This is a genomic window from Mesorhizobium sp. B2-4-15, from assembly GCF_006658505.1.
Taxonomy (GTDB): Bacteria; Pseudomonadota; Alphaproteobacteria; order Rhizobiales; family Rhizobiaceae; genus Mesorhizobium.
Genome location: NZ_VFUZ01000003.1, coordinates 94040 through 120204, shown reverse-complemented (window position 1 = coordinate 120204; position 26165 = coordinate 94040). Strand labels below are relative to the sequence as shown.

Here is a 26165-nt window from a genome sequence, read left to right as displayed (position 1 = left end):
CGCTTTGAGTTTTTGTTTGATGCATGTCGTCATCGCAAAACCGAGGTCACTTTTGCGCGACATGCATTAGAAGTTTTCGGCCGAGCCGTATCAGGGCAATGTCGCTGCCGGAAGGGCCCAGCAGCGACAGGCCGAACGGAGCGCCGGCGACCGAACCGATAGGCAAGGTGATCTGTGGAAAGCCCGACAGGCCGGCGAGGCACAGAAGATGCAGCGCCCGCTCGCGATAGGCCTGGAACTGCTCGGGTGTGCTGTCCACGTAGGGCGCCGGCCCCGGCACCGTCGGCAGGATGAGGAACCCATCCTCGCCGAGCAGGGCGCTGAGTTCGTCGCGGAAGGTCAGCCGGCGCACCCTCTCGGCCTGCGCCGTGCGGTCATCGACGGCACGGCCAAAGCCGAATCGCTCCTCGACGCCGGGGCCGAGGTCCCGCTCGCCGCTGGTGATCCATTCGCCATGCACCGCCCAGGCTTCCTTGGCCTGCAGCCGGCGAAAGCACCAGTAGAGTTCATCCGGGGAAGAACTGAAGCGCGTCGTCGGCGTCGCCGGCGCGCCGAAGACCGCGCTCGCCAGCGCCGTCATCCCGGCATATTCTTCGAGCGCCGGCCGGGCGACCATCTCGTCCAGCCAGGCGAGCGTCAGCGGGCGGTCCAGCGTGTGCTGGTGCGGGTCGCGGCCGAGCAGAAGCTTGCCGACGGTTTCGTAGGTCTCGATGTCATCCGCGAACCAGCCGAATGTGTCGAAGCTCGGCGCCAGCTTCATCGTGCCATCGAGAGAGATGGAGCCATGCGTGGTGCGCAGCCCGATCAGCCCGCAAAAACTCGCCGGCGCGCGGATCGAGCCGCCGGTGTCGGAGCCCGTGGCGATGTCGGCCAGCCTGCCCGCCACCGCCGATGCCGACCCCGATGACGAACCGCCGGTGACGCGGTCGGGCGCGGCAGGGTTCACCGGAAAGGGAAAATGCGCGTTCTGGCCGAATAGCGCGAAGGCAAGCTCGTCGGTCTGGGTCTTGCCGACGAAGCGTGCACCGGCGTCGAGAATCATCTGGATGGCGGGGGCGGTGCGCGAGGCGGCAGGGCTTTCGGCGAATTTCCGCAAATTGCCGCAGCCGGTGCGGTAGCCGGCAACGTCGTAGATGTCCTTGACGGCCAGCCGCAGTCCGGCGAGCGGGCCGAGCTCGGCATGCGCGACCGGCATCTGGCGAAGATCGAGAAAGGCATTCAGAGGGCCATGCGTGCCTATCATCTTCGATATCCGGATGCGTTTGCGCCAACATTGTTCGATGCCGGAAATTTTACAACCTGCGATAAGATTTTTATTGATTGTGACGGCCACCGGCCATATATCGCGCTTGCCCAAAGTCGCACGTGCCTGTGGGTGTCCGCCGATCCTCGAATGGTGAGGGCAATCGGTAAGGTAACTGGAGCTAACCCCTCCAGTCGGTTTAGCGGCCAACCGCCAGACCGAGGACACCTTGAAGCAACGACGGTGCGGGCCTTTCTGGTTCTCTGCCGGTTGTCCAAAGACCGGGGTTACTGAAGAGGCACACCTTCATTGCCGGCAGTGCGGAACGGGGTTCTCCCAATCCAAGCCAAGGCAGACAAAGCGAACCGAAGCCGGGCAAGGCTAGGTTCATCGCCGCGAGACGGCGTTTCATGGTTCCGGGGTCTCCACCGGCTGGTTCCATGGATTTTCCGTCCCGCCTTTGTTTGACCGCGTGTTCGCGAGGCCGACAGCCCGCGTCCGCACCCTTGTGCGCGCCGAAAGGCGTGATGGAGAAACCCCGATGGCTACCCAGCGCATCCTCGACTTCCTCGCCACCCGACGTCCGACTGGCCCCTGCCTCGTCGTCGACCTCGATGTCGTGCGTGACAATTTCCGCGCCTTCGAGAAGGCGCTGCCCGATTCCAAGATCTACTATGCGGTGAAAGCAAACCCGGCGCCGGAGATCCTGCGCCTGCTTGCTGCGATGGGCTCGTCCTTCGACACCGCATCCGTTGCCGAAGTCGAGATGGCGATGGACGCCGGTGCGCCGGCGGACCGCATCTCCTTCGGCAACACCATCAAGAAGGAGCGTGACATCGCCCGCGCCTATCAGCTCGGCATCCGCCTGTTCGCGGTCGACTGCGTTGAGGAAGTCGAGAAGATCGCCCGCGCCGCTCCCGGCGCGCGTGTGTTCTGCCGCGTGCTGACCGACGGCGAGGGTGCCGAATGGCCGCTGTCGCGCAAGTTCGGCTGCGTGCCGGCCATGGCCGTCGACGTGCTGCGCCATGCCAAGGGCCTCGGCCTCGACGCCTATGGCGTGTCGTTCCATGTCGGCTCGCAGCAAACCGACCTGACCGCATGGGACCGTGCGCTCGCCGACGCCAAGACGGTGTTTTCGACGTTGGCCGACGAAGGCATCGTACTCAAGATGGTCAATATGGGCGGGGGTTTCCCGACCCGTTATCTGAAGGACGTGCCCGTGGCGCAAGCCTATGGCCAGGCGATCTTCTCGGCGCTGCGCAAGCATTTCGGCAATGCGCTTCCCGAGACCATCATCGAGCCGGGCCGCGGCATGGTCGGCAATGCCGGCGTCATCAAGTCGGAAGTCGTGCTGATCTCGAAGAAGGCCGACAACGACAATGTGCGCTGGGTGTTCCTCGACATCGGCAAGTTCGGCGGTCTGGCCGAGACGATGGACGAGGCGATCCGCTACCCGATCGTCACCGCGCATGACGGCGGCGAGACCGCGCCTTGCGTGCTCGCCGGCCCGACCTGCGATTCGGCCGACGTGATGTACGAGAAGACGCCGTACCCGCTGCCTTTGTCGCTGACCATCGGCGACGAGGTGCTGATCGAAGGCACCGGCGCCTACACGACCACCTATTCGGCGGTCGCGTTCAACGGCTTCGAGCCTCTCCGATCGTACGTGATCTGACGGTTCGAAAGAGCCGGTCAGATCATCCCAGGTGGGCGCCTGTCGCCCGCCCGGGTTCGCTTGTGGAACAGATCTCCGCTCGTGAAGGATTGCGGAAATGGACATTGCAAATTTCATCGTTGAGGACGCCGCCCGCGGAATCTCCCCCCTTGAGGGGGAGATGGCCACGCAGTGGCCAGAGGGGGTCGTCTCAGCTGCCTCGACCTCTCTTGGACCGTATGGGGCCAGCGCTTCACGCGCGGCGACCCCCTCTGTCGCCTTTGGCGACATCTCCCCCTCGAGGGGGGAGAGTGCCCGCGCCATTGTCGTCGTTTCCGAAACCGCTGATGACGTCGCGGCCCGCGAGGCGCTGCTCGACGACGCCATGGGGCCGAAGCGCAAGACAAAGTCATCCGAAAAACTGCGGCGCGGCCGCCGGCCTTCCGAAGGCCTGGCTTTCGTTGCGCGCGATGCATCCGGCTCTGTCATGGGCACGGTGCGGCTGTGGGATGTGACGCTGGGCGAGGCCGGCCCGGCAGCGCTGCTGCTTGGCCCGCTTGCCGTCGATCCGTCGCTCAAGAATGCCGGCATCGGCTCGGTGCTGATGCGCCATGCCATCGCCGAGGCGGCGCGGCTTGGCCATGCGGCGATCCTGCTGGTCGGCGATGCGCCTTACTATGGACGCTTCGGCTTTTCGGCTGCCAAGACCGGCTCGCTTGCCATGCCGGGGCCCTACGAGCGGCACCGCTTGTTGGCGCTTGAGCTGGTGGAGGGCGCGCTTGACGGCGCGCGGGGCACGCTGAAGGCCTCCGGCCGCAAGCCGAAAACCCAGGCGCCGACGCTGGCGGCCTGAAACATCCACCAACCCGAACAAAAACGCCGCCTGAAGAGGCGACGTTTTTTCGTGATCGGTGAAGCGATCGGCGGCTGTGTGCTCAGCCGATCAACTGGCTGAGCGCCATGGCGACCGTCATGTCGCCCTCGACTTTTATCTTTCCGGTCATGAACGCCATGGTCGGGTTCAGGTCGCCTGATATCAGCGAATCGAGATCGTCGAGTGAGAGCTTGATGGTGCAGTCGGTGGGGGCGTCGGTGGTCGAAACAGTCGCGCCGTCGATGACGATGACGCCGTCGCTGCCGGTGTCGAACTTCACGGAACGATCGAACCCGCTGCTGGCCACGCGCGACTTGATCTTCTCGGCAATCTCCTGAACGCTCACGCTGTTCTCCCTGTCTGGTTGCATCTGCCTGTCTGGTTGCATCTGCTTGTCTGGTTGCATCTGTCGCGCAACGGCGCTTCGGTCCGGCCGAAGCCCATGCCGCACCTGTGGCGATCACAATCGCTGCCGCATATAGCTTTGGATTGACGTTTACGTCAACGCGAATTGCAGGGGCTGGTTCCAATCGCCGCACCGGGCGAATAGCCGGGACCCTCGGTGCGTGGCGTGCCGGATGGCGTCAATGCGCGCTGACCGGCTTGGCCGTCTCGGGCGCGGCTGTGCCGGATTCCTGCCGGCGGCGCAGCCAGTTGTCGCGGATCTCGTCCTTGCTCAGGAAATTGACCTGGTCGACCAGAACCTCATGCACCAGGTTCGCGCCGACACGGGTATTGACGGTGTCGCGGATGGCGGCGCGAAAGGCATCGAGGTCGATCGTCGCCTTCTTGGTGAAGTCGATCTGGGGATTGGCGTAGAGGTAGGTGTAGACCTGGTCGGTGATCAGGGCCTCGGCCGGGATGGAGAGCTTTTTTATCTGCTCGGGCTCGACCGTGTAGACGAGCTTGGCCAGGAAGTAGCCGTCGATCCTGGCATCGTGGATCAGCGGCACCGAAATGATGTCGGTCTTGACGTAATCCAGCCCGCCCAGCATCGGCTTGGGTTTCTCGCCGACGCCGCGTTCGCCGGCGGCCTGGAACGAATAAAATACCGCGCCGAGCGTGGCGACGCACACCCAGACCGCGATGGCGATGACCTTGATCATTCGGAGACCGGGCCCGACATTGTCGCGCTCTAACCTTTCAGCCTGCCGAACTCGCCGGCGGAATAGGTGCCGTCGGTTTCGGCGCGCTGGATGGCGCTGCGCAGCAGGCTGGCGACTTCGTTGACGGCGCTCAGATGCGCCAGGATCGCCGCCTCGTTGCGGGCCAGCTTCTGCCGCAGCCGGGTCAGACCCTCGCGGTGCTGTTCGAGGAATTCGGCTTCGCTGCCGCCCTTCATGGCGCGCGTCAATTCGTAGAGATAGCGGCTCTTGCGGGCATTCGAGGCTTTGAGGTCATAGCTGGTGTCGCTGCGGATGCCGGCGGTTTCTTCCTCGACCGCCTCCTCGATGCGGCCGATGATGGCGGCAAGGTTTCCGGGCCGCGCGAACGGGATCGGCGCTTCCGACGCAGTCGCGCGCGCTGGCAGGTTGGCGGTGAATTCGGATGAGTCGGCCATGGTGTTTCCCAGTCTAGACCTTGATGTCTGTTTTTATGGTTGTCTCGTCGCCGGTCATCGACCTGGCGGCCTTGCGCTGCAATTCCTGGACGAGCGAGGTGGACAGACGGGTTTGCCGATCGATCTCGGTCTTTTCCGGTCCGTTTGAAACCGGTCCGATCGGCACCTTGCGCTTGCCGTCGAGATAATGATCGGCGAGCAGCGACTTGGCGATGCCGATACCGCCGCGATCGGCCATGACGTCGGCGACCCGCTCGGCGAGCTGCGATTTCCACATGTCTCCGGCGAGACCCGTGCCATAGACGCCCTCGGTGTCCTTGGGCAGCATGTTCTGGATGAAGGTCTGCAGCACCATGGCCTCGAACTTCTTGAACTTCTTGGCCGGATCGGTCCCGGCGGCGTGTTCGGCGGAGGCGCGCGACAGGATCGAGCCGGCGTCGACCGATGCGGCAGTGTCGACCGAGAACGTGCCTGCGGCACCGCCGGCACGCTTGGTCAGCGCAGCGCGGGCAGCCTCGATATCCGTCGGATCAACTGCGCGGGCGACATCCATAACGATGTCGCTGGGTGGAGAAATCGCCAAGAAAGTCCGCCTTTTGCCGGGTTTCCTTAGCCAGACCATGCCTCAACAAGCTTGTGGCAGGCTTGCGGGCCATGCTCGGCCTATTCGTCGGCTTCGTGGCCCCGCTTCTGCGCGATCAGGTCGAGGCGTTCGCGGTCGGAGCGTTCGCGCTCGTCGCGGTTGCGCACGTCCTTGTAGGCGCGTTCGACCATGTTGGCGCGGGCGGTTGCAGCGGCGATGAGGCCGGCTTCCCGCCTGGCGCCCTCCAGGCTCTTCTCCTGGCGCACCACCGCCTGGGCGATGCGGCGATGATAGAGATCGGGGAACAGGCCGGAAAGCGAATTGTCCTGGTCGAAGTGTCCGATCAATTCGCTGGCTTCTGCCGCAGCGGCGTTGGCGGCGGCCAGGAAGGTGGCGTGACGGGTTTCGTGCAGCGCCTTCAGCTGCTCCTGCACCTTGACCAGTTTCTTGAGGCGATCCTTGCGCGTGCTCATGTTACCTCGCCAGCGTCAGGTCGACGAAGCCGTCGACGAACAGCGACAGCATGGTGCCGACGGCGAAATAGAAGATGATCATGCCGCCGGCGATGACGAAAGGCTGGGAGATGAAATAGATCGGGATCTGCGGGGTCAGCTTGTTGACGAAGCCGATCGTCAGATTGACCAGAATGGCATAGGCGACAAACGGGCTGCCGAGGCGGATGACCAGGAAGAAGGTGTCCGACATCGTGTCGGTGATGTCGACGAGGGCTGCCTGGGGGTTGAAGAAAACGTTGACCGGCGCGACCGTGTAGGAGGTCACGAGGGCGCGCACGATCTCATGGTCGAAGTCGAAGACGAACAGCATCAAGAGCGCCGAGAACGAGATGATGGCGGCGAGGGCGGCCTGCGGTTCCGGCTCCTCGATCGCCGGTCCGCCCGAGCCGCCATAGCCGATCAGCATGGCGATGGCCGAACCCATGAAGCGCAGCGCTTCCATGTAGAGCCTGGTCATGGCGCCGATCAGACCGCCGACCAGGAGTTCCGAAATGATCATCGGCACCAGGATCTGAGGGCGCGGATCGACGAAGGGAAAGATGCGGTCCCACAGGAAGGCGAGCAGGCCACCGGTGGCGGCCACCGCCACGAACAGCCTGACCTGCATCGGGACGCGCGCGCTGGACAGGCCCGGCATCAGCATGAAGCAGGCGCCGATGCGGCAGAAGGCGAGGAATGCCGCGATGACGACCGCTTGCGAGAGAACGCTCACGATATGGTTCCGAGCACCCTGATCTCGACGCCCTTGGCGATTTCGACATGGGAAAGCACCGGCAGCGTGGTGAACAGGCGCTCGATGATCATGCGTACATAGGGGCGGGCGTCCGGCGCGGTGACCAAGACGAAACGTTCGCCGGCTTCCAGGTGCTTCTTGATCGCCTTGGTGGCGTCCTGGCCGAATTCTTCCAGCTGGCGCGGATCGATGTCGAATTCGCGCACCTCGCCCTTGGCGTCGCGCTTGAGGCTCTGGTGGAAAGCAAGGTCCCAGCGGTTGCCGAGGCGCAGCACCTTGAGCACGCCGCCCTCGGACAGGTCGCCGCAGATCTGCTGGGCCATGCGGATGCGGACATGCTCGACGATCTGCTCGGTGCGGCGCACATGCGGCGCGATCTCGGCGATCGCCTCGATGATCAGGTGCAGGTTGCGGATCGAGACACGCTCGGCAAGAAGCAGCTTCAGCACCGCCTGCAGCCCTGGGTAGGAGATGTGCGTGGTGCAGATCTCGTCGGCGAGCTTGCGGTATTCCTGGTCCTGGCGTTCGAGCAGCGCCTTCATGTCCTTGTAGGAGAGAAGCTGCGGCAGGTTGTTGCGGATGACTTCCGAGAGATGGGTGAGCAGCACCGACATGTTGTCGGCGAAGGTGAAGTTCTCGCGCTTCAAATCCTCGGCGAAGGTTTCCATGACCGAATAGGCGCGCATGCCGAAGGCGGGCTCGCGGATCTCTTCGCCCGGGATTTCGGGCAAGTCGCGGTTGCCGAGCAGCACCATGATCTCACCGACGCGCATCGAATATTCGGCGACCACCGTGCCGTGCACCTTGATCTGGTAGCTCTTCGGCGGGATGGCGAAATCGTCGGCAACGCGCACTTCCGGCACGACGAAACCGTATTGCTGGGCGAATTTCTTGCGCATCTTGGCCATGCGGAAGACCAGTTCCTGATGGGAGACGAGCAGCCGTGTCGAAAGCTGCTTGCCGATCAACAGCTCGATCTCGGCGGTGGCGAGCGAGGCCTTGACCGAGTTCTTCTCTTCCTCGGCCTTGGTCGCCTTCTCCTGGCTCTTCAGCGCCTCGGCTTCGGCGACGGCGCGGTTGTGGCGCATCGGAATGACATAGCCGAGACCGGCCATGCCTGCGGCGAGCGCGAAGAAGGGAAACAGGGGCAGGCCTGGCATCAGTCCGAGCAGCACCAGGAGCGCCGCCGCCACATAGAGGGCGCGCGGATGGGCGCCGAGCTGGCCGAACACCGCCTGGTTCGTGGAGCCGCGGGTGCCGCCCTTGGAGACCAGCAGGCCGGCGGCGAGCGACACGATCAGCGCCGGGATCTGGGTGACCAGACCGTCGCCGACGGACAGCTTGATGAACACGTCGGCGGCCTCGCCCATGCCCATGCCGTGCCTGATATAGCCGATGGCGATGCCGCCGACGATGTTGATGGCGGTGATGATGAGGCCGGCGATGGCGTCGCCGCGGACGAATTTCGAGGCGCCGTCCATCGAGCCGAAAAAGGACGATTCCTCCTCCAGCTCGCGGCGGCGCAGCTGCGCGGTCTTGTCGTCGATCATGCCGGCGGAGAGATCCGCGTCGATCGACATCTGCTTGCCCGGGATGGCATCGAGGGTGAAGCGGGCGCCGACCTCGGCGATACGGGTGGCGCCCTTGGTGATGACGATGAAGTTCACCACGATCAGGATCATGAAGACGATCAGGCCGATGACGAAGTCGCTGGCCATCACCAGCTTGGAGAAGCCGGCAATGACATAGCCGGCGGCGTGCGTGCCCTCATTGCCGTGCGACAGGATCATGCGTGTGGTGGCGATGTTGAGCGATAGCCGCAGCATTGTGGCGATGAGCAGCACGGTCGGAAAGGAAGAGAAATCCAGCGGCCGCTGGATCCACAGCGCCACCATCAGGATCAGCACCGAAAGCGCGATCGAGAAGGCGAGGCCGATGTCGATGAGGAAGGCGGGGATCGGCAGGAACAGCACGGCCAGGATGATGACGATGCCGAGCGCGAAGAAGATGTCGCGGCCGTTCTTGGCCACCGCGCCGGGCTGGATGCTTTCGCTGATCGCCATTCTCGTCCTCGAACCATGGGCTGCCAGGCATGCGACAGCCCGGCGAGGGTAGCTGGCCAAGCTTGCGCGAGGGTGGGAGAGTGGCCGAACCGAATGCAACGCAAGAAGGAAGACCCCATGCTGCTGGTCATCGGCACGATCCGCATGCCGCCCAACAGGTTCGAGGAGGCAAGGTCCGCGATGGAGAGCATGATCTCGGGCAGCCGTGGCGAGGACGGCTGCCTGGAATATTCCTATGCGCGGGATGTTCTCGACGCGGGGCTGATCCGGGTCATCGAGGTATGGCGCGACAAGGCGGCACTCGATGCGCATTTCCGCTCACCGCACATCGCCGAGTGGCGTTCAAGCTGGCCGGCACTCGGCATTGGTGAGCGTAACCTCGTGCTCTATGAGTCCAGCGAGCCTATGCCGACCTGATCGAATAACAATCAGGATACCCGGACCTGACGGCGGAACCGGTTGCTTCACGCTCAAGGGGCGGGAAAGACCAAAATCAGCCGGTCTCCCGGCCATAATGGCGCCTTTGATGTCGGCATTGTGGTTGTCTTGCCGTGCCGCCCGGCGTATCAGGCGGGTCTTCCATTGCCTTTCATATCGGCGAGCCGCCCCGGTGCTTTCCAGAAACCACAGCGAAGTCTACGCCCGCCGGATGCGCGCGGTGCTTCTGAGGTCAATACCGCTGCTCGAGGCGCGCGGCATCGCCGTGGTCATCCTGGCGGGCGTTGTCGGCATCATGGCGGGCATACTGGTCACCGCGATGAGCCAGATCGTGCAGGATCTGCACGGGCTCATGTTCGGCGTTCAGCCCGGCGGCCGGCTTTCCGGCATGTTTTCGCTCGCCAATCCGATGCAGGCGTTGATACCGGCGATCGGCGGCATCCTGCTCGGCTTGAGCGTGCTCTGGCTGAGAAAGCGCAGGTTCCGCACGCCCGTCGATCCGATCGAGGCCAATGCGCTCTATGGCGGGCGCATGTCGCTGACCGACACCTTCATCATCGCCGTCCAGACGATGATCTCCAGCGGCTTCGGCGCCTCGGTCGGGCTGGAAGCCGGCTATACACAGGTCGGCTCCGGCCTGGCATCGCGGCTGGCGCGCATCTTCAGGCTGCGCCGCAACGATGTCCGCATCCTGGTCGGCTGCGGCGCGGCCGGGGCCATCGCCGCCGCCTTCGACGCGCCGCTGACCGGCGCGTTCTATGGCTTCGAACTGGTCATCGGCATCTATTCGGTCGCCAATGTCGCGCCTGTCATGACCGCCGCTATCTCGGCCTCGCTGACAGCGGAAGTGTTCGGCGGCGTGCCGTTCCCGCTGGAGCTCGCCGGCCTGCCGGCACTGACGCCCAGCCAATATGTGCCGTTCCTGCTGCTTGGACTGCTTGGGGGGGCTGCCTCGATCGCCATCATGCATCTGGTAACGCTGATCGAACGCGGCTTTGCCAAACTGTCGATCGATGCCTCGCTGCGCCCGGCCATCGGCGGCGTCATTGTTGGCCTGCTGGGCCTGGTTACGCCACAGGTCCTGTCCAGCGGCCACGGCGCGCTGCACCGCGAATTCGCCATGAACTACGGGCTGACCGTGGTGGCCAGCGTCTTCGTGCTGAAGCTGGCCGCGTCGGCCATTTCCCTGGGCTCCGGCTTTCGCGGCGGCTTGTTCTTCGCTTCGCTGTTCCTCGGCGCGCTGCTCGGCAAGGCGTTCGCCGGCGTGATGGCGCTCGTCTCGCCGGCGACCGGCATCGACCCGGCCGTCGCCGCCGTCGTCGGCATGACGTCGCTTGCCGTCGGTGTTGTCGGCGGCCCGCTGACGATGACCTTCCTGGCGCTGGAATCGACCCGCGACCTGACGCTCACCGGCGTGGTGCTGGCGGCCTCGATCATGGCGGCGATCCTGGTGCGCGAAACCTTCGGCTATTCGTTCTCGACATGGCGCTTCCATCTGCGCGGCGAGACGATCCGCAGCGCCCACGACGTCGGCTGGATGCGCAGCCTCACCGTCGGCTCGATGATGCGCAAAGATATCAAGACCATCGATGCCTCGACGACGCTTGCCGCCTTCCGCAAGGAAATCCCGCTCGGCTCTGCCCAGCGTGTCATCGCCGTCGACCCGGGTGATGAGTATGTCGGCGTGCTGATCGTGGCCGAACTGCACAGCGATCCCTCCGACGGGGAGGTGCCGGTGCGCGATCTGGCCCAGTACAAGGATGCCGTTCTGGTGCCAAGCATGAACGTGCAGGCCGCCGCCGAGACGTTCCAGCGCGCCGGCGCCGAAGAACTGGCCGTGGTCGAGGACTTCACCGAGCACATCGTGCTCGGCCTGCTGACCGAGGGCCATTTGATGCGGCGCTATGCCGAGGAACTCGAAAAGGCGCGCCGGGACCTTTCCGGCGAAGGCTAGGGATTCTCCTGCTCGTCCCCTTGTCGTCCGGCTGACACATCCTGCTCCGGCGAAAATATCCTTCCTGGTTGCAGCCTGGCCGAATAGTGCCGCGGTCCTGGCCTCATGCGCGGCTTGCCAGCTGTACAGTGGTACTGTACATCTCGTTAAGTGAGGTGAGGAGACGGCATGGGCAAGGCTTCCGGCCAGGCTTCGGTAACGACGCTCGACGCATCGGCCGCGACACATGCCCATCAGGTGCTGGGCATGCGGCTCAAGAGCCTCCGCCTTGCCCGCAGGCTGTCATTGCGTGATCTCGCTGAGGCGACCGGCACCAGCGCCAGCTTCATCAGTCAGCTCGAACGCGGCCTGACCGGCGCCAGCACCGCCTCGCTCAACCAGATAGCCTCGGCGCTTGGCGTCAGCGTCGCGATGCTGTTCGAGGAAAGTGCCGCGCAGAACCGCGGCGTGCTTCGGCGTAGCGAGCGGCCGAGCCTGCCGCCCAGCGACGGGTGCCGTAAGATGCTGCTCTCGCGCCCGCCGCTGAGCGACATGGAGGTCTATGTCGGCGAATTCGACATAGGCGGCTCGACCGGGCACGACCAATACACGCATGGCGACGCGCATGAGATGCTCGTCGTGCTGCGCGGCATCGTCGAGGTCTCGCTCGGCGAGGCGCGCCATGTCCTGGAAGAGGGCGACAGCATCGAATACACGACGTCGACGCCGCATCGCAGCGAGAACATCGGCGGTGGCCGAGCCGAAGTGATGTGGATTATCGCCCCGCCGACCTCGGCGCGCGCCGAACTCGATCAATACACGGCCTGGAAACCGCTCGCGGCCAGGTAGTCCGATCAAAACGCGGGCATGAATGGGAGAGTTAGTGTCATGTTGAAATCGAGATATGCAAGGCTTGGCGCCGCTCTGGCGCTCGGTGTCCTGACAGGCGCGGCCTTTGCGCAGGACAAGCCGGTGGCAGGCGAGGTGAAGGAGGGGTCGCTCAAGGGCAAGACCCTGACGTTCGTCTCCTACGGCGGCATCTACCAGGACGGCCAGGCGGCGGCGCTGAAGGAGTTCGTCGACAAGTCCGGGGTCAAGCTGCTCAATGACGGGCCGACCGAGATCGCCAAGCTGCAGGCGCAGGTCGAGTCCGGCAATGTCACGTGGGATGTCGTCGACACCGACGACCTGCCGCCTTACGTCTATTGCGGCAAGCTGTTCCAAAAGCTGGATCTGACGAAGCTCGACGTCTCGAAGATTCCGGCAGGCCAAGTCGGCGAATGCTCGGTGCCGGCGATGAACTACGGCGTCGTGCTGATGTACAACAAGGAAAAGTACAAGGATAACCCGCCCAAGAGCTGGGCGGACTTCTTCGATACCCAGAAATTCCCGGGCGTGCGCGGGATCGACGGCTCCGGCAGCCCGACCGGCGGCTTGCTGGAACAGGCGTTCAAGGTTGCCGGCGGCGACCCGAAGGCCATGACCGTGGCCGATATCGACAAGGCCATCGACGTGGTCCGCAAGCTCGGCCCCGATACCATTTTCTGGAAGACGGGGGCTGAATCGCAGCAGCTGGCGGAGTCCGGCGAGGCCGACATGCTGATGATGTGGACCGGCCGCGCCATGACCGCCGTCAAGAACGGCGCCAAATATGCGCCGGCCTGGCAGGACTGGCTGGTGGTGATGGACCAGATGACGATCCCGGTCGGCGTCAAGGATACGGACGCATCCTACGCGCTGCTCAATGCCTATCTCGGCAAGCATGCCCAGGAGGTCCTGACCGAGCAGACGTCCTATACCCCGATCAACAGCGACGCGCAGCCCAAGGTCGACGCTTCCGTCGCCGCCTTCCTGACCAACACGCCCGAGCGCCAGAAGCAGGGCTACAAGCAGAACTTCAAGTTCTGGGTCCCGAACTTCGCGGTGGCGCAGGAGAAGTGGTCCGCGCTGATGGCCGGCAACTGACCGGCTGAGAGAGGCAAATCCCGTGAGCGCGCTCGAACCGACGACGCCTTCCGCCCCGAACCGGGCGGGCTGGGCATGGAGGCCGTACGCGCTCACGCTGCCGGCGCTGCTCCTGCTGGTGGCCGTGATCGGCTACCCGCTGCTCACCATCGTGCTGCGCAGCCTGTCGGAGCCGCAATGGGGCGTGCAGAACTACATCTGGTTCTTCGGCGCGCCCGTCAATCTGACGGTGCTGCAGCGCACCTTTGTCATCTCGGCCTGGGTCACGGTGGTCTGTGCGGCCTGTGCCTATCCCTATGCCTATCTGATGACCGCCGTCGGGCCGCGCGTGCGGCTTATCCTGGTGCTGTGCGTGCTGATCCCGTTCTGGGTGAGCGGCGTGGTGCGCACGCTCTCCTGGGTGATCCTGCTGCAGGATTCGGGCGTCATCAATTCGTTGCTGAGGTCGGCCGGTTTTGACGGCATCCGACTGATCCGCACGCAGACCGGCGTCGTGATCGGCATGGCGCAGGTGCTTTTGCCCTTCATGATCCTGCCGCTCTATTCGGTGATGAAAGGCATCGACCTCAGGCTGATGCGGGCGGCGCAGAGTCTTGGCGCGCGACCTTCCCGCGCCTTCTTCACCGTCTATCTGCCGCTGTCGCTGCCCGGCGTTTATGCCGGGGCGATCATCGTCTTCATCCTGGCGCTGGGCTTCTATATCACGCCGGCGCTGCTCGGCGGGCCGCGCTCGACCATGCTGTCGACGCTGGTTCAGACCCAGGTGCTCAGCCTGCTGCAATGGGGCCGGGGCGGCGCCATGGGCGTGGTGCTTCTGGTCACCACCTTCGTGCTTCTGGCGTTGGCGGCACCGGTGATGCGCTCGCGCTATCGGGAAGCGGAGCGACGTTGAATGGAGATGAAGCCGCTCACTCGTGTGATCCTCGGCCTCGTTTGCCTGCTGGTGGCGATCTGGCTGGTGGCGCCGACGCTGGTCGTCGTGCCGATGTCGTTCAACGGGAACAAATCGCTCGCTTTCCCGCCGCAGGGGTTCTCCTGGCAGTGGTACCAGAATTTCCTCACCAATCCGGACTGGTCCTCCAGCTTCCTGAATTCGCTGAAGGTTGCCTCGATCGTGGCGGTGCTGGCTACGGTGCTCGGCACGCTTGCCGCCTTCGGCTTGGACCGCATGAAGGCGCGCCCCGCCAATCTGCTGCGGATGCTGATGCTGACTCCGATGGTGGTACCGGGCGTCGTCCTGGCCATCGGCATCTATGCCGTCTATCTCGATGCGCGGCTGGTCGGGACGCTGGTGGGGTTCGTGCTCGCCCATACCATCCTTGCGCTTCCCTTCGTGCTGATCGCGGTCTCGGCCAGTCTCGAAGTGTTCGACCGGCGCCTGGAAACGGCCGCGGCAAGCCTTGGCGCCGGTGCGCTCACCACGTTCCGCACCGTGACGATGCCGCTGATCCTGCCCGGCATGCTGTCCGGCTTGCTCTTCGCCTTCGCCACTTCCTTCGACGAGATCGTCGTATCGCTGTTCATCACCAACCCCTATCTCAAGACCTTGCCCGTGCAGATATTCTCCTCCATCACCCGTGACGCCGACCCGACGGTCGCGGCCGTCGGCACTATCCTGCTGTGCGCCACCACGATCCTGATCGGCGGCGGCATGCTTCTTCTTGGCCGTGAGCCGAAGGGACGCCAATGAAGCCGGAACGGCAGAGCAAGGGTGCGGCGATCGATCTGGAGTCGATCAGCAAGGCCTATGGCGGGTTCAAGGCGCTGGACGGCATCTCGCTTCGAATCGAGCCCGGCGAGTTCATGACGCTGCTCGGCCCGAGCGGTTCGGGCAAGACCACGACGCTCAATGTGGTTGCCGGCTTCACCGATGTGACCAGCGGCAAGCTGGTGGTCGGGGGAAAAAGCGTGGTCGGCGTGCCGGCGCACAAGCGCAATATCGGCGTCGTCTTCCAGCATTATGCGCTGTTCCCGCATATGAGCGTCGGCCGTAACGTCGCGTATCCGTTGACCCTGCGCGGCGTCGACCAGGCGCAGCGCAAGGCGCGCGTGGCAAGGGCGCTCGACATGGTCAAGATGGGCGATTTCGCGCATCGCTATCCGAGCGAACTGTCGGGCGGCCAGCAGCAGCGCGTGGCGCTGGCCCGCGCCATCGTCTTCGACCCGCCGCTGCTGCTGATGGACGAGCCGCTTGGCGCGCTCGACAAGAAGCTGCGCGAGTGGCTCCAGCTCGAGATCAAGCGCATCCACCGCGAACTCGGCACCACCTTCGTCTATGTGACGCACGACCAGGAAGAGGCGCTGGTCCTGTCCGACCGCATCGCCGTGTTCAATCGTGGACGGATCGAGCAGGTCGGTACCGGGCGCGAGCTCTACGACGAACCGAAGACGCTGTTCGTCGGCCGTTTCGTCGGCGACTCCACGGTGCTGCGCGGAGAGGCGCGAAGCGACGGCGCCAGCACGGCGCTGCGCATCGCCGGCGAGACGGTGACGGCGCCGCGGCGGATCGCCGGGGAGGCCAGCCCGGTCATGTTGCTGCGCCCCGAAAAGCTTGCCATCCGACGGCCTGGCCAGAGCGCGGTGGGCACCACCAACCGCCTGCCGGGGACGATCGCGGAAGTCATCTATCTCGGCTCGGGATCGAAATACGAGGTCAGGCTCGCCGACGGCTCCACGGCGATCGTGCGCTCGCCGCTGACCGGCGAGAGCTTTGGCCTCGGCGAGACGGTGGAGCTCTGCTTCGACGGTGCCGACGCCAAGCTTCTGGCCGACGACAGCACGGCCGATGCAACGCTGACCTGATCCCAATCAATCCGAAAGTCATTCCATGCAAGCCAAGCGCAACGGCGACATATCGTTCTGGTATGCGGATCTGGGCGGGGTTCCCGCGCCCCGGCCACCCTTGCCCGGCGACATCGAGGCGGATGTCGCGATCGTCGGTGCCGGCTATACCGGGCTGTGGACGGCCTATTACCTGAAGAAAGCGAAGCCCTCGCTGCGCATCGTGCTTATCGAACGCGAGTTCGCCGGCTTCGGCGCATCGGGGCGCAACGGCGGCTGGCTGTCGGGCGGCTTCGGCTGGTCGCGCGAGAAATATCTGAAGACCTCGACCCGGCAAGGCGTCACCGCGATGCAGAAGGCGATGGCCGGCTGCGTCGACGAGGTGATCCGGGTGGCGACGGAAGAGGGCATCGATGCCGATATCCGCCGCGTCGACAATCTGACGGTCGCCACCAATCCGGCGCAGCTGGAACGCGTGCGTGAGGAATGCGAGACGATCCGCTCGTGGGACGCAGACCCTGAACGCATCGAGCTACTCGACGCCGAGGCGACCCGGGCGCGCATCAACATCCGTAATGTCATGGGCGGCTTCGTCATCCATGGCCAGGCGCGCGTGCAGCCGGCCAAGCTGGTGCGCGGGCTTGCCGCCGCCGTCGAGCGGCTGGGCGTGCCGATCTACGAACAGACAACGGTGACCGCCATCGCCAAGGGCAGCGTGACGACCGACCGGGGCGCGGTGCGCGCGGAAACCATCATCCGTGCGACGGAGGGCTTCACGGCCGGCATTCCCGGCGAGGAGCGGACCTGGCTGGCGCTCAACAGCGCGCAGATCGTGACCGAGCCGCTGTCCGAGGAGCTTTGGCGCCAGATCGGCTGGGAAGGCCACGAGCTTCTCGGCAATGCCGCACACGCTTATTGCTATGCCCAGCGCACGCGCGAGGGCCGCATCACCATGGGCGGGCGCGGCGTGCCCTATCGCTATGGCTCGCGCACCGACGTCAATGGGCAGACGCAGCAGGCCACGATCGACCAGTTGCATCAGATCCTATCGACGCTCCTGCCGCAGACCGCGGGCTGCCGCATCGAGCACGCCTGGTGCGGTGTGCTCGGCGTGCCGCGCGACTGGTGCACGACCGTCGGCCTCGATCCCGCGACCCGCATCGGCTGGGCCGGCGGCTATGTCGGGCTTGGCGTGTCGAGCTCCAATCTTTCGGGGCGCACGCTCGCCGACCTGATCCTTGGCCGCGACACGGAGCTGACGCGCCTGCCCTGGGTCAACCGCACCGTGCGGCGCTGGGAGCCGGAGCCGTTCCGCTGGCTCGGCGTGCATTCGATGTACCAGCTCTATCATCTCGCCGATCGCCGCGAAGCCGCCGGCCTGGCACACACCTCCAGGCTTGCCGCCCTGGCCGACGGCATCACAGGCCATTAGGGCGGTTCAGCGTTGGGTGGAATCGTTGAGCCATTCCAAGTCTTTGTCATTTCGCAATTCCGGGCGGAAAACCGTTGCACTTTTCCCGGAATTGCTCTGATCCATGGAGTCCGACTTGATCGATCTTTCGACCTTCCACGACCTCTCCAAGACTGACATCGGCGTGTTCTCCCCAAAGCCCACGTCCATCGAGGGCAATCAGGTCGAGGCGGCGCGCTCGCTCTTCCAGTCCCCGGACGGGACCATCGATGTCGGCATCTGGGAGTGCACGCCCGGCCGCTTCACCGCCGACCGATCGGGTTCGTCGGAAATATGCCACATCATTTCGGGGCGGGTGGAGGTGAGCCGCGCCGACGGTGAGACGCGCGAGCTGGGGCCGGGCGACCTCCTCGTGCTGCCGCAGGGATGGAAGGGCGAATGGCGGATCCGGGAGACCACGCGCAAGCTCTACATGATCCAGTCAGCCGGCTGATCGACTGACATCAGTTCCGCGGCGCATCAGTGCTCGATCGGCCCCTTGGCCATCACCAACGCGGTGCCGGCGGTTGTCGGCCGCTCGATCACGCGACGCACGCGCGGCGGCCCGTCGCCGCTGTGCAGGGCCCGCAAGCGTTCGCCGACCATGGCGTCGGCTTGGGTGATGCGGCCATTGTGGCGCACATATTCGAGCCAGGTCGGCGTGTGGTAATGCTCGATCCAGATCATCGGATTTTCGAGGTCGCGCGCCAGCGTCCAGTTGCGGGCGCCGTCGCGGCGGCGGATGCGGCCGCGTTCGGCCATGGTGGCGAGGAATTCCGCCTCGTCGTCCTGGCGGATCACATATTCGATCATGATGGCGATGGGACCGCTGCGCGGCTTCAGGTCGAGCGCCAGATGCGGCTCCTTGAAGCGGTTGAGCGGATCGAGGTTCAACACCTGCTGCTGCGGCAGCGGCAGTACAAGGCCGATGGCGCCGCCGGCCAGCATGGCGATGGCGGCCGCGATCAGCGCCGTCTCGGCGCCCTGGGCATCGGCGACGACGCCCCAGATCCAGCTGCCGAGCGCGATGCCGCCAAAGGTCGCGGTCTGGTAGACCGACAGCACCCGGCCGACCACCCAGCGCGGCGTCGCCATCTGCACGGTGACGTTGAAATGCGAAAGCGCGATCACCCAGCAGGCACCGCCAACCAGCAGGCCGAGCGACGTCTGCCAGGCATGCTGGCTGATCGCCGCATTGAAGGCGCAGACGGCGAAGCCGGCGAAGGCGCAGCGCACCATCGTCTCGCTGGAGAGCAGCTGCCGCAGCCGCACGCTGATCAAGGCGCCGCCAACGGCGCCGATGCCGAAGGCGCCCAGCATGATGCCATAGGTCAGCGCATCGCCCTTGACGACGTCGCGCGCCACCAGCGGCAGCAGCGCCAGAACCGCGCCGGCGCTGAAGCCGAAGGCGGCGCCCCTGACCAGCACCTTGCCGATGTTGGGCGACATGGCGACATAGCGCAGGCCGGCGCCCATGGCCGCACCCAGCGACTCACGCGGCAAGGTCGATGCCGGCACATCCGGCTTCCAGCGCGCCATCACGACGATGAGGCCGATATAGCTCACCGCGTTCGCCGCGAAGGCGGCCGCGGCACCAGCGGCCGCGACGATGATGCCGCCGATCGCCGGACCGACACTGCGCGTCAGGTTGAAGCCCATGGAGTTCAGCGCCACCGCGGCGGGGACCTTGTTGCGGGGCACGATGTCGCCGACCGAGGCCTGCCAGGATGGGCTGTTCAATGCCGTGCCGCTGTCGATCAGGAAGGTGAAGGCCAGAAGTGTCCACGGCGTGATCAGGCCGTAGTAAGTGAACACGGTCAGAAGCACCGAGACGACCAGCATGAAGGTCTGGGCGACCAGCATCACCTTGCGCCGGTCGAAGCTGTCGGCGATGGCGCCGGCAACGAGCGCAAACAGCATGATCGGCAAGGTGGTCGAGGCCTGGACCAGGGCGACCTGATAGGGCGAGGTGGCGATGGTGGTCATCATCCAGGCAGCGCCGACACCCTGGATCAGACCACCGAAATTCGAGACGAGGCTTGCGGCCCATACGGCACGGAAGATGCCATGCCGGAAGGGCGCCAGCGCCGAGACGCTCTCGCTTTCCGGCTTTTCGTCAATCATGGATGGGTCCCTGCCACGGCCTGCTGATCCTTGCGATGATCCCTTTCCCGGATCGTTTGCCGAAACTATGGCATCACACTGCAAAGGGCGAACGTCTTGCGTGGAAGATCATGGTCCAACAAGGGGATAGCGAAGGGCCACGCAGCCCATCAGCCTCGCAAAGCTATCTTTGGCGCCTGCGCCCAAGCCTTTTCAACCCGCCTCATTGACGGCGGCCCGCAGTGCTTCGGTAAGATGGCCGGCGGTCTGGCCGCCGGCATGCAGGCGCAGGAAAAGCTCCATACCCACCAGCCGCATCCGCGATGCCTGATCGCGCCTTGCCAGATCGATCAGGTCGTCCACGGAAGCTGCCGGCCATTTCATGGCATCGCGCAGCAAGCCGCCGCGCAGCAGACCTTGCGTGCCGGTGGTAAAGTTCGCGGAAACCTGGAACCCGTTCTTGCGGGCATGAACATTCTCACGCGGAATGTGTTTTTCCGCGACCTTCTTCAAAAGCCATTTGCCCTGCTTGTGGCGGTATTTGTGCCGTCTCGGCAGATGGATCGCGAAATCGATCAGCCGGTTCTCGATGAACGGCACCCGGAGTTCCACGGAGGCCGCCATGCTGAGCCGGTCATGCCGGTTCAGCAGATCCTGCATGTGCCCATACAGGTCGTGCAGGCAGCAGCCCAGGAAAGCGCGATCGCTGAGCGACGGCAACGCCTCCAAACGGTCGAAGATCTTGGCCTGAAGGAAATTCAGTTCCGGCGACAGCGCCCTGAGCACGATGTTGCGATCCCAGCCATGGGCATTCGCGATCGATGTCCGGAAAGGGGCGTATCTCTGGCGTTCGAATCGCCGGGCGAGGTAACGCTTCGAACGAAACAGGCGTCCCGGCCATGACCAGGGCCGCCACAGCCTCATGCTGGCCTCCTGCCAATCATAACCGCCAAAGAGTTCGTCGGCGCCTTCGCCGGTCAGCAGCACCTTGACGCCATCGGTCCGGCATTGCTCGGCAAGCGCCAGCAGGCAGGCATGGCTTGCATGCCAGCCATCGCTTTCCAGGTGCCAGATCGTCCTTGGCCAGAGTTCCAGAAAGCGGTCCTTGTCGATAGGGATCCTGTGCAAGGTCACGCCGGCATGGCTGGCGGTGCGTTCGGCATCCTCGGCTTCGCTGTGGCCAATGCGCGGATCAACGACATAGGCCGACATTTCCGGCCTGAACCGTTTCGCCAGTGTCGTGACGAGGCCGGAATCGACGCCGCCGCTGCAGGCCGCGGCCAGGCTGGTGTCGGCAATGCAATGGAGCCCGACGCTGTCCTGGATCAATTTTTCCAGCGTCGTCATATGCTCGGCGTCCGTGGCGTCGTCGCCGACGATGCGGGCCGCGTCGAGCACATCGAGGACGTGCCAGAAGCAGCGCTTCTCGATGCCGGCGTCGGTGATCTTCCACAGGCCTGCCGGCGGCAGCCGCTCTATGCCCTCGAACAGGCTGGAGCCGGAGTCGCGGCTCTGCCAGGCAAGGCGCAGGGTGATCTCGCGCGCATCGATGGCGCGGGCGACATCGTCGCAGGCAAGGATCGCCTTGTCCTCGGAAGCGAAGAGGATTCGCTCGGCGGTCTCGGCCACCGACATCGGCTTGATGCCGAGACGGTCGCGCGCCAGCCAGAGCGTGGCGGCCCGCATATCGAAATAGGCGAGGGAAAACATGCCGTCGAACAGCGGAATGGCCTTGTCCGGGCCCCAATGGTGCAGGGCTTCGAGAACCACCTCGGCGTCCGAGACCGTTCGGAACCGCCTGCCTTCGGCTTCAAGTGTCCCGCGCAAGGATCGGTAGTTGTAGACCTCGCCATTGTAGACCAGCACACCCTGGCCACAGGCCGTGAGCATCGGCTCACGCGCATGCTCGGAGAGATCGATGATCGAGAGCCGCCGGTGCCCCAGCGCCAGCCGGCTGTCGTTCCACGTGGCATGGTCGTCAGGGCCGCGATGCGCCAGCGCCTGCGTCATGCGGCCGACGGCGGCGAGATCGCCGCCGGAGACAGGGTTTCGCTTGCGCCATACGCCGGCTATGCCGCACATGGTCCGCCGGTCGGTCCTGGCTGGTCCAGGGATTTGCGAGAAGTCATCGGGACAAAATGATCGCCTGGCCGGGAATGGCTATACGGCAATCTAGCCAGAACGGGCGCCGCCGCAAGCGGACCGCCGTTTTCAAACATTCCGAGTTGAAGCCGCCGCACCCTTCCCGAGGGGTTTCAGAACCCGTTCTGGATGCGCTCGAAGATGACGTTGGCGAAGGCCGATATCTGGCCACCGATGAACGGGCCGGTGAGCGCCACCACCAGCATGATGGCGACGATCTTCGGCACGAAGGTCAAGGTGATCTCCTGGACCTGAGTCAGTGCCTGGATAAGGGCGATGCCGATGCCGCACGCCATGGCGACCAGCACCACGGGCGCGGAGGCGGTCAGCACCGTCCACACCGCATACTGGACGATGTCGAGAGCGTCGGCCTCGTTCATGTGGGCGGTTGGGCCTAGCTCGCCGGCTTGATCGATACGCCCGCGCCGACCGGGACCGTGGTGCCATCCTGCAGCACTGCGATCAGTCCGTTGCTGCCAAGCGTCACCGAAGCCACCGTGCCTGACGTCTTGCCGTCGGCCGAGGTGATGTTGCGGCCTATGAGTGCGTCGGCCTGCGACAGCGCCGAAGACTGCATGATCTGGTCGAGCTTGGTGTTGGTCTGCACCGACTGCTCGACCTGAGAGAAGGTGGCGAGCTGGGCGACGTACTGCGTCGAATCCATCGGTTTGGTCGGATCCTGGTTCTTCATCTCGGCGATCAGAAGCTTCAGGAACGAGTTGTAGTCGACAGCTGTCTTGGATGTCTGCGTGGTGGTCTGGTTGGCGCCAACCGGTATCGTCGTCGTCATGTCCACGGTCATCAGTAGCGTGCTCCCACAGCCAGCGAGCGCGCGGCGCCCGGAACATCGTCATTGCCGCCAAGCGCGCGGCGTTCGAGAGGATAAAGCGAACGGATCGCCTTCAATGCCTCGTAGATATGATCCTCGCCGACCATGCGATCAATCTGTTTCAAGGTGCCGCAGATCTCAGCATCCTCGAAACTTGCAATGAGCAGCGGCAGCGAGCGGCGGAACATCTCGCGTGCTTCGCCAGCGCCGGCAGGGTTGATCAGCATGACCTGCACGATGAAATAGAGCTGCCTGAGCGGTGTCGATGCCTGGTCGGCCTGGATCACATGGCTCTCGAGCAGGAACTGCACGTCGTTCATCAACTCGACGGTGACCTTGCGGTCGACACGGATGACGGCGCCATTTATGTAGATCTTCTCGTTGGGCTTCAGCGAGATCTTCAGCGTGTTGGTCATTGAATGCCGTCGCGGATGATCTGGGACACTTCGATCAGCCCTTCGAAATTGTTGGTGCGCCCCTGTCGGATGTCCTCCGCTTCGCGCAGCAGCCACAGGCCGATGGAGATCAGGTTGGCGCGCAATTCCTTGGGAAGCGCGTTGTCGCTGGAGCCGAGGTCCTCGACGAAGGCGGTCCAGACCCGGTTGGTGAAGTGCAGCGCCTCCACCGCCTCCATCGAATCCTGGCCGGCCACCGCTGCGGCCGACAGCATGTCGATCGAGCGGGTCAGCAGCTCACGCTCACGGTCCTTGGCGTCCGCGACAGAGGTGCTCTGGATGTCGGCGTAGGAGAATTGGTACATCGTCGGCTCTACCGTTCCGCTGGGAGTTGTCAGGTCAGGTAATTCAACAGGCTTAGCTGCTGCAGGCGCGCTGTCAGGGCAAAGGACGTCTCGATATGCTGCGTCAGATCGGCGACGCGCGTCGCGGCTTCGGCGGGGTCGACCGCTTCGAGATCGAGAATGTGGCGCTCGAACAGGTCGACCTGTGTCTTCATGCGGTCGCTGGCGTCGGAGACGCGCTTCTGAACGATGCCGGTTTCGGACTGGACCTGGCCGATTCCGCTCAGCGCCTCGCCGACCAGCGACTCGGAGCGGCCGATGATCGTGTCTTTCGCCGCTTGGCTGATGTTGGTGGACATCAGGCTGGACACCATTGCGGCCGCCATGGCGAGCTTCTTGATGCCGTCGTTGTTGGCGCTGGTCGAGGTCGCGGTGGTCTCGTTGAGCGCGATGCGGCTGACGATCTGCTGGTCGGTGGCGTTCGACATGTTGGTCTGCCAGCCCGCGCCGAGGAACTGCGGCGTGACATCATTGGTGATGAAATCGTCCATCTGGGTAGCGGTGATATTGGCCGCGGCCGGATCATTGGGCGTGAAGCCGAATTTCGCGACGAAGGAGGCGTCGAAGGCCGCCCTTGCGGTTGAGCCGGCGGCGGTGAAATCGTTGATCGGCTTGACGTCGGTGTTGGTGCCGGCGAACAAGTATTCGCCGTTGACGCTGGTGTTGAGGATCGAGGCAAGCTGCTGGATCGTCGTCTGGCCGCTCGATTGGGTCAGCGTGTCGGAGTTATCGCCCGATGAAGCGGTGGTGAGGCTGGACAGGAAAGTCTGCGCCACGCCGGAGAGCTGGCCGAGCGAGGTCTGGATCGATGAAAGCCTGGCGGCGACCAGCGCGTTGGAATCGATGATGACGTTCAGCCGGTCGAGATCGCGCGAGAAGGTGACGGACTGGGCGGTGCGTCCGCCCAATGCCAGGCCGACATCGGCGACCTTGCCGGTCGAGGATTCCTTCGTTGCTTTGACGAGGTCCGCCTGCATGCGCATCTGCTGATAGCGCATGGCATTGGAGATGGCGGCCGAGGAAACTGAGGTCATGGATTATCCCACCGCGTTCAACAGGGCCGTCATCATATCGTCGACGGTTTTCATCATTCGGGCTGACGCCTGATAGGTGTGTTCGAGGTCGAGCATCAGCGACATTTCCTGGTCGACATTGACACCGGTCGCATTGGACAGAGCCTCGGCGCTGCGCTGTGCCAGCGCTTGCTTGGCATCGGCGGCGGTGGAGGCCTGCTGGCGCATGCCCTGGAGCCAGCCGATCGAATTGGCGGCATAGTCGGAAACGCTGGACGTCGCCGAAATCCCGGCGGCGGGGTCGAACGTCATCGGCTGGTCGAGCCGGTTGCCATAGGCAACCAGAAGGCTGGAATAGGAAGCGCCGCCGCTGGTGTTGGCGACATAGGCCGCGCCGTTGGCGCCGCCGTCGCGCAGCAAGGTCGGGTTGCCGCCAGCGCTCGGATCCATCGCGGCATTGATGCTGATCGTGCCCGCAAGGCCATTGACCAGGGTACCCGCGGCCGGCACGGCCGGCGCGCCGGACCAGGTGAACAGACCAGCGGCGTTGGGCATGGAAGGCGCGGTCTCGGCAAAGGCCGTGATCAGGCCGCGCGCGGTCTCGTCGAGCTGGCTCTGCATGGTCGAGGCGACGCCGTCACGCAACTGCAGCAGGCCGGCAAGCTTGCCGCTGGCGCTGGTGTTGCCACCGGTTCCCGCCGAGACCGGCACGTTGTCGATATAGACGGTGTTGCCGGCGGCCCCGGCGGCATAGCCGGCGGATGGCGTGAAGCTCACCGTGCGCGGTATCGTCTCGAACAGGGTCGTGCCATCACCCGTGGTGATGACCATGTCATTGTCGCCGCGGGTGAAGGTCGAGACCGGGACATAGTCCGCGATCTTCTTCAGCAGAGCGTCACGCTGGTCCAGCGCATCGGAAACATCGGTGCCGGAACGGGTTCCCGAAATGACCGCCTGGTTGGCGTCCTGGAACTGGCTGAGCAGCGAATTGAGGTCCTTGACCGCCGTGTCGATCTGGCCGTCCGTCTGGGTGCGGAATGCCTGAATGGCCTGGGAGCCCTCATTGAGGGCGCGCACGACCTGCCTGGCCGCGTCGATGACGGCGGAGCCAAGATTCTGGTTGGACGGCGAGGTGGCGTAGAGCTGCAGCGCCTGCTGCAGGTTGGCGATGGCGGTCGAGGGTGAGGAGGCGTTGTCGACGCCATTGACCGACACGTCGAGCTGATCCATGCCGCTGTAGAGCGCGTTCTGGCCGCTATAGGCCGACAAGGCGCTGAGGTTCTGCCGGAACAGCAGGTCGTTGGTGACGCGCTGGATATCAACCGAACGGGCGCCAGGCGCCGTGCTGGTGACGGCGGCGATGCGGCGCGTATAGTCCGGATTGGAAGCGTCCGAGACGTTGCGCGTGACAACGCTGGTCTGCCGCGCGGTATTCATAAGCGCCGATTGGGCGATGCTCAATGCGGAGGATAGCGACATGCTGGTC

General features: G+C 64.6%; 27 protein-coding genes. 11 read left to right on the top strand and 16 right to left on the bottom strand.

The annotated features are described in order from the left end of the window. Positions 1-46 precede the first annotated feature (46 nt). Positions 47-1243 (bottom strand): amidase, encoded by a 1197-nt coding sequence (locus FJ930_RS04810; protein WP_141835355.1) that lies wholly within the window; start codon positions 1241-1243, stop codon positions 47-49. Between the two features lie 541 nt (positions 1244-1784). On the opposite strand from FJ930_RS04810, the gene odc2 reads away from it, so the two are divergent. Together odc2 and FJ930_RS04800 are read left to right on the top strand one after the other, a co-directional pair. After that, positions 1785-2918, top strand: a complete 1134-nt coding sequence (gene odc2 / locus FJ930_RS04805; RefSeq protein ID WP_140742033.1) for an ornithine/lysine decarboxylase — start codon at positions 1785-1787, stop codon at positions 2916-2918. Positions 2919-3186: 268 nt separating this feature from the next. Continuing rightward, on the top strand, positions 3187-3750 hold the full coding sequence (locus FJ930_RS04800; RefSeq protein WP_141835936.1) for an N-acetyltransferase: 564 nt from the start codon (positions 3187-3189) through the stop codon (positions 3748-3750). 82 nt (positions 3751-3832) lie between these two features. Here FJ930_RS04800 and FJ930_RS04795 read toward each other — a convergent pair whose 3' ends face one another. The 7 genes from FJ930_RS04795 to flhA all read right to left on the bottom strand — a co-directional run bounded on the left by FJ930_RS04795 (position 3833) and on the right by flhA (position 9226). Beyond that, a complete protein-coding gene (locus tag FJ930_RS04795) occupies positions 3833-4117 on the bottom strand; it encodes an SCP2 sterol-binding domain-containing protein (protein ID WP_140742035.1) in 285 nt (94 codons plus the stop codon). A gap of 238 nt (positions 4118-4355) precedes the next feature. After that, positions 4356-4877 (bottom strand): hypothetical protein, encoded by a 522-nt coding sequence (locus tag FJ930_RS04790; protein WP_141835353.1) that lies wholly within the window; start codon positions 4875-4877, stop codon positions 4356-4358. Positions 4878-4906: 29 nt separating this feature from the next. After that, entirely contained in the window at positions 4907-5332 is a 426-nt protein-coding gene (locus FJ930_RS04785) for a hypothetical protein (RefSeq protein WP_141835350.1), read from the bottom strand. Between the two features lie 13 nt (positions 5333-5345). Then, positions 5346-5954, bottom strand: coding sequence for a rod-binding protein (locus FJ930_RS04780; RefSeq protein WP_181763280.1), 609 nt, complete (start codon positions 5952-5954; stop codon positions 5346-5348). 41 nt (positions 5955-5995) lie between these two features. Then, positions 5996-6388: a hypothetical protein gene (locus FJ930_RS04775; protein ID WP_141835348.1), complete on the bottom strand. Its 393-nt coding sequence runs from the start codon at positions 6386-6388 to the stop codon at positions 5996-5998. Position 6389: 1 nt separating this feature from the next. Then, positions 6390-7142, bottom strand: a complete 753-nt coding sequence (gene fliR / locus FJ930_RS04770) for a flagellar biosynthetic protein FliR (RefSeq protein WP_141835346.1) — start codon at positions 7140-7142, stop codon at positions 6390-6392. Further along, positions 7139-9226, bottom strand: coding sequence for a flagellar biosynthesis protein FlhA (flhA, locus tag FJ930_RS04765; protein WP_141835344.1), 2088 nt, complete (start codon positions 9224-9226; stop codon positions 7139-7141). Before flhA ends, fliR begins: the two co-directional genes overlap by 4 nt. A gap of 117 nt (positions 9227-9343) precedes the next feature. Between flhA and FJ930_RS04760 the strand changes: the two genes are divergently transcribed. The 9 genes from FJ930_RS04760 to FJ930_RS04720 all read left to right on the top strand — a co-directional run bounded on the left by FJ930_RS04760 (position 9344) and on the right by FJ930_RS04720 (position 18247). Beyond that, positions 9344-9643, top strand: a complete 300-nt coding sequence (locus FJ930_RS04760) for a putative quinol monooxygenase (RefSeq protein WP_141835341.1) — start codon at positions 9344-9346, stop codon at positions 9641-9643. A gap of 193 nt (positions 9644-9836) precedes the next feature. Next, the gene (locus FJ930_RS04755) at positions 9837-11618 is read left to right on the top strand and encodes a chloride channel protein (protein ID WP_141835338.1); all 1782 of its coding nucleotides are present in this window, start codon (positions 9837-9839) and stop codon (positions 11616-11618) included. Between the two features lie 168 nt (positions 11619-11786). Continuing rightward, positions 11787-12446, top strand: a complete 660-nt coding sequence (locus tag FJ930_RS04750) for an XRE family transcriptional regulator (protein WP_140742049.1) — start codon at positions 11787-11789, stop codon at positions 12444-12446. A 39-nt stretch (positions 12447-12485) separates the two neighbouring features. Beyond that, positions 12486-13562: a PotD/PotF family extracellular solute-binding protein gene (locus FJ930_RS04745; RefSeq protein WP_140779548.1), complete on the top strand. Its 1077-nt coding sequence runs from the start codon at positions 12486-12488 to the stop codon at positions 13560-13562. Between the two features lie 22 nt (positions 13563-13584). After that, positions 13585-14454 (top strand): ABC transporter permease, encoded by an 870-nt coding sequence (locus FJ930_RS04740; RefSeq protein WP_141835335.1) that lies wholly within the window; start codon positions 13585-13587, stop codon positions 14452-14454. After that, complete coding sequence (locus tag FJ930_RS04735) at positions 14455-15252, top strand: ABC transporter permease (RefSeq protein ID WP_141835331.1); 798 nt, start codon at positions 14455-14457, stop codon at positions 15250-15252. Next, the gene (locus FJ930_RS04730; protein WP_141835328.1) at positions 15249-16364 is read left to right on the top strand and encodes an ABC transporter ATP-binding protein; all 1116 of its coding nucleotides are present in this window, start codon (positions 15249-15251) and stop codon (positions 16362-16364) included. Before FJ930_RS04735 ends, FJ930_RS04730 begins: the two co-directional genes overlap by 4 nt. Before the next feature lie 25 nt (positions 16365-16389). Then, the gene (locus FJ930_RS04725) at positions 16390-17775 is read left to right on the top strand and encodes an FAD-binding oxidoreductase (RefSeq protein ID WP_141835325.1); all 1386 of its coding nucleotides are present in this window, start codon (positions 16390-16392) and stop codon (positions 17773-17775) included. Between the two features lie 103 nt (positions 17776-17878). Further along, a complete protein-coding gene (locus FJ930_RS04720; RefSeq protein ID WP_141835322.1) occupies positions 17879-18247 on the top strand; it encodes a cupin domain-containing protein in 369 nt (122 codons plus the stop codon). A gap of 26 nt (positions 18248-18273) precedes the next feature. Here FJ930_RS04720 and FJ930_RS04715 read toward each other — a convergent pair whose 3' ends face one another. From FJ930_RS04715 to flgK, 8 genes are all read right to left on the bottom strand, one after another. Then, the gene (locus FJ930_RS04715) at positions 18274-19917 is read right to left on the bottom strand and encodes an MFS transporter (protein ID WP_141835320.1); all 1644 of its coding nucleotides are present in this window, start codon (positions 19915-19917) and stop codon (positions 18274-18276) included. Between the two features lie 192 nt (positions 19918-20109). After that, on the bottom strand, positions 20110-21978 hold the full coding sequence (gene asnB, locus FJ930_RS04710; protein WP_141835317.1) for an asparagine synthase (glutamine-hydrolyzing): 1869 nt from the start codon (positions 21976-21978) through the stop codon (positions 20110-20112). 173 nt (positions 21979-22151) lie between these two features. Then, positions 22152-22418, bottom strand: coding sequence for a flagellar biosynthesis protein FliQ (gene fliQ, locus FJ930_RS04705; RefSeq protein WP_141835314.1), 267 nt, complete (start codon positions 22416-22418; stop codon positions 22152-22154). 14 nt (positions 22419-22432) lie between these two features. Further along, positions 22433-22840 (bottom strand): flagellar hook assembly protein FlgD, encoded by a 408-nt coding sequence (gene flgD / locus FJ930_RS04700; protein WP_140742067.1) that lies wholly within the window; start codon positions 22838-22840, stop codon positions 22433-22435. Next, entirely contained in the window at positions 22840-23283 is a 444-nt protein-coding gene (flbT, locus tag FJ930_RS04695) for a flagellar biosynthesis repressor FlbT (protein ID WP_141835311.1), read from the bottom strand. The genes flgD and flbT overlap by 1 nt, the downstream gene beginning before the upstream one ends. Next, the gene (gene flaF / locus FJ930_RS04690; RefSeq protein WP_140607221.1) at positions 23280-23627 is read right to left on the bottom strand and encodes a flagellar biosynthesis regulator FlaF; all 348 of its coding nucleotides are present in this window, start codon (positions 23625-23627) and stop codon (positions 23280-23282) included. Before flaF ends, flbT begins: the two co-directional genes overlap by 4 nt. A 29-nt stretch (positions 23628-23656) precedes the next feature. Then, on the bottom strand, positions 23657-24700 hold the full coding sequence (locus tag FJ930_RS04685; RefSeq protein WP_141835308.1) for a flagellar hook-associated family protein: 1044 nt from the start codon (positions 24698-24700) through the stop codon (positions 23657-23659). A gap of 3 nt (positions 24701-24703) precedes the next feature. Next, positions 24704-26158: a flagellar hook-associated protein FlgK gene (flgK, locus tag FJ930_RS04680; RefSeq protein ID WP_141835304.1), complete on the bottom strand. Its 1455-nt coding sequence runs from the start codon at positions 26156-26158 to the stop codon at positions 24704-24706. Positions 26159-26165 lie beyond the last annotated feature (7 nt).

Coding starts and splice junctions, on each gene's coding strand:
- FJ930_RS04810 (WP_141835355.1), bottom strand. CDS start 1,243: ATGATAGGCACGCATGGCCCTCTGAATGCCTTTCTCGATCTTCGCCAG.
- odc2 (WP_140742033.1), top strand. CDS start 1,785: ATGGCTACCCAGCGCATCCTCGACTTCCTCGCCACCCGACGTCCGACT.
- FJ930_RS04790 (WP_141835353.1), bottom strand. CDS start 4,877: ATGATCAAGGTCATCGCCATCGCGGTCTGGGTGTGCGTCGCCACGCTC.
- FJ930_RS04785 (WP_141835350.1), bottom strand. CDS start 5,332: ATGGCCGACTCATCCGAATTCACCGCCAACCTGCCAGCGCGCGCGACT.
- FJ930_RS04780 (WP_181763280.1), bottom strand. CDS start 5,954: ATGGTCTGGCTAAGGAAACCCGGCAAAAGGCGGACTTTCTTGGCGATT.
- FJ930_RS04775 (WP_141835348.1), bottom strand. CDS start 6,388: ATGAGCACGCGCAAGGATCGCCTCAAGAAACTGGTCAAGGTGCAGGAG.
- flhA (WP_141835344.1), bottom strand. CDS start 9,226: ATGGCGATCAGCGAAAGCATCCAGCCCGGCGCGGTGGCCAAGAACGGC.
- FJ930_RS04760 (WP_141835341.1), top strand. CDS start 9,344: ATGCTGCTGGTCATCGGCACGATCCGCATGCCGCCCAACAGGTTCGAG.
- FJ930_RS04750 (WP_140742049.1), top strand. CDS start 11,787: ATGGGCAAGGCTTCCGGCCAGGCTTCGGTAACGACGCTCGACGCATCG.
- FJ930_RS04745 (WP_140779548.1), top strand. CDS start 12,486: ATGTTGAAATCGAGATATGCAAGGCTTGGCGCCGCTCTGGCGCTCGGT.
- FJ930_RS04735 (WP_141835331.1), top strand. CDS start 14,455: ATGGAGATGAAGCCGCTCACTCGTGTGATCCTCGGCCTCGTTTGCCTG.
- FJ930_RS04730 (WP_141835328.1), top strand. CDS start 15,249: ATGAAGCCGGAACGGCAGAGCAAGGGTGCGGCGATCGATCTGGAGTCG.
- FJ930_RS04725 (WP_141835325.1), top strand. CDS start 16,390: ATGCAAGCCAAGCGCAACGGCGACATATCGTTCTGGTATGCGGATCTG.
- FJ930_RS04720 (WP_141835322.1), top strand. CDS start 17,879: ATGGAGTCCGACTTGATCGATCTTTCGACCTTCCACGACCTCTCCAAG.
- FJ930_RS04715 (WP_141835320.1), bottom strand. CDS start 19,917: ATGATTGACGAAAAGCCGGAAAGCGAGAGCGTCTCGGCGCTGGCGCCC.
- asnB (WP_141835317.1), bottom strand. CDS start 21,978: ATGTGCGGCATAGCCGGCGTATGGCGCAAGCGAAACCCTGTCTCCGGC.
- fliQ (WP_141835314.1), bottom strand. CDS start 22,418: ATGAACGAGGCCGACGCTCTCGACATCGTCCAGTATGCGGTGTGGACG.
- flgD (WP_140742067.1), bottom strand. CDS start 22,840: ATGACCGTGGACATGACGACGACGATACCGGTTGGCGCCAACCAGACC.
- flbT (WP_141835311.1), bottom strand. CDS start 23,283: ATGACCAACACGCTGAAGATCTCGCTGAAGCCCAACGAGAAGATCTAC.
- flaF (WP_140607221.1), bottom strand. CDS start 23,627: ATGTACCAATTCTCCTACGCCGACATCCAGAGCACCTCTGTCGCGGAC.
- FJ930_RS04685 (WP_141835308.1), bottom strand. CDS start 24,700: ATGACCTCAGTTTCCTCGGCCGCCATCTCCAATGCCATGCGCTATCAG.
- flgK (WP_141835304.1), bottom strand. CDS start 26,158: ATGTCGCTATCCTCCGCATTGAGCATCGCCCAATCGGCGCTTATGAAT.